Consider the following 6,883-nt stretch of genomic DNA (forward strand, 5'->3'; position numbering starts at 1 on the left):
CCCGTGGGAGGGCACTGACGCCGGGATCCTGTCCCCGGTCACGGCGGGGACCCCCGCCGACGCCGCCGCCCCTGCCCACGATGCCGCCCCTGCCGACGCCGCCGACCTCGTTAACGCCGCTGACGGCGCCGACCCCGCCCGCCCCGGTCGGGGCGGCGGGACCACGGGCGGTGGGGAGGTTGGGTACTTCCTCAATACGTTCAGTCTCGGGGCCTACCCCGAGCTGTTGCGGCATCGGCTGGCGTGGGCGCCTCGGGTGGGGAGCGGCGTGGCTGCCGTGGTGGCTGCGGTGCGGGTGTTGCGGGCCGAGCGGCCCGTGGTGGTGCGGGTGGCCGGGCGGCGGCGGCCCGTGTGGCTGCTCTTCGCGGGAAACGGGGTCTACCTCAATCGCGGCGGGGCGCCGGGTCGCCGGGTCGCGCCGGGGGCCGGGCTGCTCGACGTACGGCTGGTGCACGGCGGCGGCCGGCCCGGGCCGCGGCTGCTCGCCGCCGCGCTCGCCGGGCCGCTGTCCCGGTCGCCCGTGCACACCGCCACCCGGCTGCGCACCCTGCGGATCTCCGAGATCCCGCCGGGGACGCCGTACGCCTACGACGGCGAGTACGCGCCGGCCCCCGCCTCGCTGGTCGTCGAGGCGCTGCCCGAGGCGCTCACCGTCTACCGGGCCGCCCCCGACGCAGAATGATCAATTCCGGATGAACCGGCTGGTAGCGGCGTCGGCGCGCCGCCTAGAGTGACCCCGGTCCTTTGATCATCACGACACGAGCGAACAGAGTGGGTGCTCTCTTGAAGTTGTCCCGGATCGCCGCGGCGGTCACCGCCGCCGCCCTTGCTCCGGCCGTTCTTCTCTCCTCCCCGGCCTTCGCCGACGGGAACCCGGCCACCCCGGCCGGCCCGCCGTCCCAGGGCGTCCCGGACCAGCCGCCGGCGGCCGACCCCGCCGCTCCCGCCACCGGGACGCCCGCTGCGGGCAAGCAGGCCGACAAGCCGGCGGACAAGCCCGCCGACAAGCAGGCCGAGGACGACCGGCTCGCGATCCTGGCGATCATCGCGGATCCCACCGCCTCCGAGTTCCTGCGCAACGCCTGCCGGGAGGCCCTCAAGGGCACCCCGGCCCAGATGCGCGCGTTCCTGGAGAACGAGGTCCCTGCGATCCGCCTCGACGACGCGCGCATCGCCATCGCGCGCCTGGATCACGAGGCCGGCCCGATCCTGCGCAAGGGGATCAACGACTTCTTCCACACGAAGCACACCCTCGCCGACGCGCTCCAGTTCCTCGCCGTCACCCAGCACGAGCTGCGCGACCAGGACAACCGCGTGCTGATCACCCAGATCATCAGCACCGGCGGTCCCGAGGTGAAGGAGAAGGGGCGTGCGGCGATGAACGGCAGCCCCAAGGACCGCGCGGAGTTCCTCAAGACGGGCCAGCACACCGCCCGTGACCAGGACAACCGCGTGCTGATCGCCCAGATCGTCAGCCTCGGCGGCCCCGAGGTGAAGGAGAAGGGCCGCGCCGCCCTGAACGGCACCCCCGAGGACCGCGTCAAGTTCCTGGAGACCGGCCAGCACGAGGCCCGCGCCAAGGACAAGAAGGCCGAGGAGGAGGCCGCCAAGAACGGCAAGGGCGGCAGCGGAAGCGGCAACGGCAACGGCAACGGCACCGGAAACGGAAACGGCGCCGGCGGCTCCGGCTCGACCGCCACCCAGACCGTCGCCACCGGCAACAGCAACGTCTCCGCCAACGGCGGCGGCCGCACCCTGGCCGCCACCGGCGCCGGTGAGGGCACCACCTGGGCCGCCGGCGCCGCCGGCACCGCCCTCGTCGCGGGCACCGGCCTGGTCCTGGCGGCCCGCCGCCGGCGCCCCGGCTCCGCGGCCTGACCTGCACCGACAGCACGTACGAAGGGGGTGCCGCCACCGGCGGCGCCCCCTTCGCGCACCCCGGGCTCCCGGGAACGGGTTTCCGCCGGAGGGTGGACGGCTGGCAAGATGGGGTGTATCTGCCCACCCCACGATCTGCCGGACGGTTTCTCTTGGCTGAGTTCATCTACACCATGCGCAAGGCGCGCAAGGCGCACGGCGACAAGGTGATCCTCGACGACGTCTTCCTGAACTTCCTGCCGGGGGCGAAGATCGGCGTGGTCGGCCCGAACGGCGCCGGTAAGTCCACCGTCCTGAAGATCATGGCGGGCATCGAGCAGCCGTCCAACGGTGACGCCTTCCTGACGCCCGGCTACTCCGTCGGCATCCTCATGCAGGAGCCCAAGCTCGACGAGTCCAAGACCGTCCTGGAGAACGTCCAGAACGGCGTCGCCGAGATCAAGGGCAAGCTCGACCGGTTCAACGCGATCGCCGAGGAAATGGCGACGAACTACACCGACGAGCTGATGGAGGAGATGGGCAAGCTCCAGGAGGACCTCGACCACGCCAACGCGTGGGACCTCGACGCCCAGCTGGAGCAGGCCATGGACGCGCTGGGCTGCCCGCCCGCCGACTGGCCGGTCACCACCCTCTCCGGTGGTGAGAAGCGCCGCGTCGCCCTCTGCAAGCTGCTGCTGGAGGCCCCCGACCTGCTGCTCCTCGACGAGCCCACCAACCACCTCGACGCCGAGTCGGTGAACTGGCTGGAGCAGCACCTGGCCCAGTACAAGGGCTGTGTCGTGGCCGTCACCCACGACCGGTACTTCCTCGACAACGTCGCCGAGTGGATCCTCGAGCTCGACCGCGGCCGTGCCCACCCGTACGAGGGCAACTACTCCACCTACCTGGAGAAGAAGGCCGAGCGCCTCAAGGTCGAGGGCAAGAAGGACGAGAAGCGCCAGAAGCGCCTCAAGGAAGAGCTGGAGTGGGTCCGCTCCAACGCCAAGGGCCGCCAGGCCAAGTCCAAGGCCCGCCTCGCCCGCTACGAGGAGATGGCCGCCGAGGCCGAGAAGATGCGGAAGCTGGACTTCGAGGAGATCCAGATCCCGCCGGGCCCGCGCCTGGGCTCCATCGTGGTCGAGGTCAACAACCTCTCCAAGGCCTTCGGTGACAAGGTCCTCATCGACGACCTGTCCTTCACCCTGCCGCGCAACGGCATCGTCGGCATCATCGGCCCGAACGGCGCCGGCAAGACGACGCTGTTCAAGATGATCCAGGGCCTGGAGGCCCCGGACGCGGGTGACATCAAGGTCGGCGAGACCGTCAAGATCTCCTACGTCGACCAGGGCCGCGCCAACATCGACCCGAAGAAGACCCTCTGGGCGGTCGTCTCGGACGAGCTGGACTACATCAACGTCGGCCAGGTCGAGATGCCGTCCCGCGCCTACGTCTCCGCGTTCGGCTTCAAGGGCCCGGACCAGCAGAAGCCGGCCGGCGTGCTCTCCGGCGGTGAGCGCAACCGCCTGAACCTGGCGCTCACCCTCAAGCAGGGCGGCAACCTGCTGCTCCTCGACGAGCCCACCAACGACCTCGACGTCGAGACCCTGTCCTCCCTGGAGAACGCGCTGCTGGACTTCCCCGGCTGCGCCGTGGTCGTCTCCCACGACCGCTGGTTCCTGGACCGGGTGGCCACGCACATCCTGGCGTACGAGGGCGACTCGAAGTGGTTCTGGTTCGAGGGCAACTTCGAGTCCTACGAGAAGAACAAGGTCGAGCGGCTCGGCCCGGACGCGACGCGTCCGCACCGCGCCACCTACAAGAAGCTCACCCGAGGCTGAGGCTGGCGAAGACCGTGGCACGACACATCTACCGGTGCCCCTTGCGCTGGTCGGACATGGACGCCTTCGGGCACGTCAACAACGTCGTCTTCCTCCGGTACCTGGAGGAGGCGCGGATCGACTTCATGTTCCGACTGGCGCCGGGGAACGGCTCGACGTCGTTCCAGGGCGGGTCCGTCGTGGCCCGCCACGAGATCGACTACAAGCGGCCGCTGGTGCACCGGCACGAGCCGGTCGTCATCGAGTCGTGGGTGACGAAGATAGGCGCGGCGTCCCTGACCATCTCCTACGAGATCAAGGACGCCGAAGGCCCCGGCACGGTGTACGTCCAGGCGTCCACCGTCGTCGTGCCCTTCGACCTGGAGACCCAGCGTCCGCGCCGGATCACCGAGGAGGAGCGCACGTTCCTCCAGGAGTACGTCGACGACTCGGCCTCCTCGACGGGTTCGGCCCGGGCCGCATGACCGGGCAGCTGCGCTTCGCCGATTCCGGGGAGGCGGCGGACCTCGCCGCCTTCCTGGGCCGGCTCGTGCACTACGACCGCGCCGCCGCGGTACGGCTCCAGGCCGGCGGCGGCGCGCTCGCCGTCTTCGGCCGGCCGCCGTCCTTCGAGGTGCTGGCCGTCCGCACGGCCCGGCTCGACGGCCCGGCCGGGCTGGACGTGACCGTCTCCGCGGGCGAGCTGCTGGAGGCGGTCGACGAGCAGGCCGGCACGGTCGCCGTGCCCGCCGCCGTCACCGGACCGCCCTGGACCGGGGTGCTGCCGCCACGCGGCGGCTGGACCGAGGTGCCGGGTCTGCCCGGCGTCGAGGCGATGCGGGCGGCGGTCGCCGCGGCCGTCCAAGAGTTCCGGGCCCGGGACGAGGCCCTGCCCCCGGAGCGGCGCACCCGCGCCGAGCGCGACCGGATCGGCCGCGAGATCTGGTCCCGCACGCTCGGTGACACCGAGCTCCCGCTGCGCGCCGTGCACGCCGCGCAGTCCCTGGGCTTCCTGCGGCCGGTCCGGGCCACCGTGCCCGCCCCGGCCTCCGCCCCGGCCCCCGCCGCGGCCGGTACGGCCGGTGCGCCCGGCCTGCCCGCCGCCGTGGCGCTGTTCAGCGCCGGCAGCTGGCTGCGCCTGCGCACCCCGTTCGGCTCCGTGGCCCTGCGCCGGCCCGGCGGCGGCCTGGGCGCCCTCCAGGTGCGCCCGGTCTGAACCTCAGCCCGCCGTGTTGATCATCGACGCGGCGGCGTACGTCAGATAGCGCCACAGCTGGGCCTCGTGCTCGGGCGACAGCCCCAGCTCGTCCACGGCCTCCCGCATGTGGCGCAGCCATGCGTCGTGCGCGGCCTTGTCCACCTGGAACGGGGCGTGCCGCATCCGCAGCCGGGGGTGGCCGCGGTTCTCGCTGTAGGTGGTCGGACCGCCCCAGTACTGCATCAGGAACAGCGCGAACCGCTCCTCGGCGGGGCCGAGGTCCTCCTCGGGGTACATCGGACGCAGCAGCGGGTCCTCGGCGACCCCTTGGTAGAAGCGCCGGACCAGGCGCCGGAAGGTCTCCTCGCCGCCCACCTGCTCGTAGAACGTCTGCTCCTGAAGCGTGTCCTGCGGAATCTCATTCACCCGACCATCGTCTCAGACGCCCGGACGGAGGACCCCGGTCCTAGGACCACTCGCCTCCCGGCGGCCGGCGCAGCACAGTGGACCCATGGGCGCACACGAGGCGCGGACGCACCTGGTGGACCCGGAGGTCGCGCACGCCGCGCAGGTGCGCGAGCTGGTGGCCGCCGGGGTGCTGCACGACCCGGCCTGGCGGGCGGCCTTCGCCGCCGTCCCCCGGCACGTGTTCGTGCCGTTCTTCTGGACCGGCCGGGGCGGCGGCCACGAACGGCTGTGGGGCGAGGACCCCGACCCCGCCCGCCGGGCCCGCTGGCTGCGCGGGGTGTACACGGACCAGCCGCTGGCCACGCGGGTGCGGGACGGCGAACTGCTCTCCTCCAGCAGCCAGCCCTCGCTCATGGCGAAGATGCTCCAGGCGCTCGACGTCCGCGACGGGGACGACGTGCTGGAGATCGGGGCGGGCACCGGCTACAACGCGGCCCTGCTGTGCCACCGCCTCGGCGACGAGCACGTCACCACCGTGGACCTCGACGAGGAGATCACCGAGTCCGCCCGGACCCACCTGGCCGCCCTCGGCCTCCACCCCGCCGTGGTCACCGGGGACGGTGCCCGCGGCTGCCCGGCCCGGGCCCCGTACGACCGGATCCTCGCCACCTGCACCCTGCCGAGGATCCCGCCGGCCTGGCTCGCCCAGTGCCGGCCGGGCGGCCGGATCCTGGCGCCGCTGTCCACCGGGCTGATCGCGCTGGAGGTACGGGACGCCGAGCTGGCCGAGGGCCGGTTCCTGCACACGCCGGCGTACTTCGTGCCGCTGCGCGGGGCGGCCGCGGTGCCGTCCGGGCCGGCCGGCGGGGTGCCGTACGAGCTGCTGGAGAACGACCGCTTCCAGTTCATGCTGCTGCTGACCACGGGCGCGCTGCACCCGCGCGAGGCCCTGGACCTGTGGCGCCGGGAGGACCGGCCCGGGCGCGAGCGCTTCGGGGTGACGGTCACTCCCGGCGGCCAGTGGTCCTGGCTCGACGACCCCCAGGGGCCCTACGTGTGGCCCCTGGGGGAGGAGGAAGGCTGAGGGGCGCGTTCAGCCCTGGCCGCGGCGGACCGTGATGGTGGTCCAGGCACCCACGTGGACCCGGTCCCCGTCGGACAGCGGGACCGGGACGTAGGGCTGGATCGGGTCCTCGGCGCCGTTGATCGTGGTGCCGTTGGTGGAGTTCTGGTCCACCACGGCCCAGCTCCCGTCCGGCTGCTGCACCAGCACCGCGTGCCGGTGCGAGACGCCAGGGTCCTCGGGCGGCACCGACAGGTCGATGTCCGGGCTCTCCGGGGACGAGGCCCGGCGGCGGCCGATGGTGATCTGCCCGCCGGACAGCGTGAGGTGCTGCTCGGGCACGTACGCGGGCAGGTCCAGCCCGGCGGCCTCGGGGCCGCTGCGCTGCATCATCGCCGTGAAGTAGGCCCGGTCCGGGCCGATGGTCGCCGTCCACGGCCCGAACGCCCGCGGCACCGGCACGGGGGCCGGGGCGGGAGCGGAGGTCTCGTACGGCGCCGGGGCCGGGGGCTCGTACGGCGCCGGCGGCTCGTACGCGGC

The 6,883-nt window shown here is 72.9% G+C and carries 7 protein-coding genes and 1 pseudogene; 6 read left to right on the forward strand and 2 right to left on the reverse strand.

Annotated features, from left to right (window positions below; genetic code table 11):
• Window positions 1-181: 181 nt before the first annotated feature.
• The 5 genes and pseudogenes from EF918_RS30320 to EF918_RS30340 form a co-directional block, all read left to right on the forward strand.
• Window positions 182-682: pseudogene (locus tag EF918_RS30320) on the forward strand (phosphoesterase); the annotation flags it as partial.
• A 101-nt stretch (window positions 683-783) separates the two neighbouring features.
• On the forward strand, window positions 784-1,878 hold the full coding sequence (locus tag EF918_RS30325) for an ALF repeat-containing protein (RefSeq protein WP_125652135.1): 1,095 nt from the start codon (window positions 784-786) through the stop codon (window positions 1,876-1,878).
• A 152-nt stretch (window positions 1,879-2,030) separates the two neighbouring features.
• The gene (ettA, locus tag EF918_RS30330; protein WP_125652136.1) at window positions 2,031-3,695 is read left to right on the forward strand and encodes an energy-dependent translational throttle protein EttA; all 1,665 of its coding nucleotides are present in this window, start codon (window positions 2,031-2,033) and stop codon (window positions 3,693-3,695) included.
• Window positions 3,696-3,709: 14 nt separating this feature from the next.
• Entirely contained in the window at window positions 3,710-4,159 is a 450-nt protein-coding gene (locus tag EF918_RS30335) for a thioesterase family protein (protein WP_125652137.1), read from the forward strand.
• Window positions 4,156-4,890, forward strand: coding sequence for a hypothetical protein (locus tag EF918_RS30340; protein WP_125652138.1), 735 nt, complete (start codon window positions 4,156-4,158; stop codon window positions 4,888-4,890). Before EF918_RS30335 ends, EF918_RS30340 begins: the two co-directional genes overlap by 4 nt.
• Window positions 4,891-4,893: 3 nt before the next feature.
• On the opposite strand, the gene EF918_RS30345 is transcribed toward EF918_RS30340, so the two are convergent.
• A complete protein-coding gene (locus EF918_RS30345; protein ID WP_125652139.1) occupies window positions 4,894-5,298 on the reverse strand; it encodes a globin in 405 nt (134 codons plus the stop codon).
• Between the two features lie 85 nt (window positions 5,299-5,383).
• On the opposite strand from EF918_RS30345, the gene EF918_RS30350 reads away from it, so the two are divergent.
• On the forward strand, window positions 5,384-6,364 hold the full coding sequence (locus EF918_RS30350) for a methyltransferase domain-containing protein (RefSeq protein ID WP_125652140.1): 981 nt from the start codon (window positions 5,384-5,386) through the stop codon (window positions 6,362-6,364).
• 9 nt (window positions 6,365-6,373) lie between these two features.
• Here the strand turns inward: EF918_RS30350 and EF918_RS30355 are convergent.
• A partial coding sequence (locus EF918_RS30355) for an FHA domain-containing protein (protein ID WP_148141282.1) occupies window positions 6,374-6,883 on the reverse strand: 510 nt, incomplete at its 5' end.

It is taken from the genome of Streptomyces sp. WAC06614, from assembly GCF_003949795.1.
In the GTDB taxonomy this organism is placed as follows: domain Bacteria; phylum Actinomycetota; class Actinomycetes; order Streptomycetales; family Streptomycetaceae; genus Streptomyces.

Coding starts and splice junctions, on each gene's coding strand:
- EF918_RS30350 (WP_125652140.1), top strand. CDS start 5,384: ATGGGCGCACACGAGGCGCGGACGCACCTGGTGGACCCGGAGGTCGCG.
- EF918_RS30340 (WP_125652138.1), top strand. CDS start 4,156: ATGACCGGGCAGCTGCGCTTCGCCGATTCCGGGGAGGCGGCGGACCTC.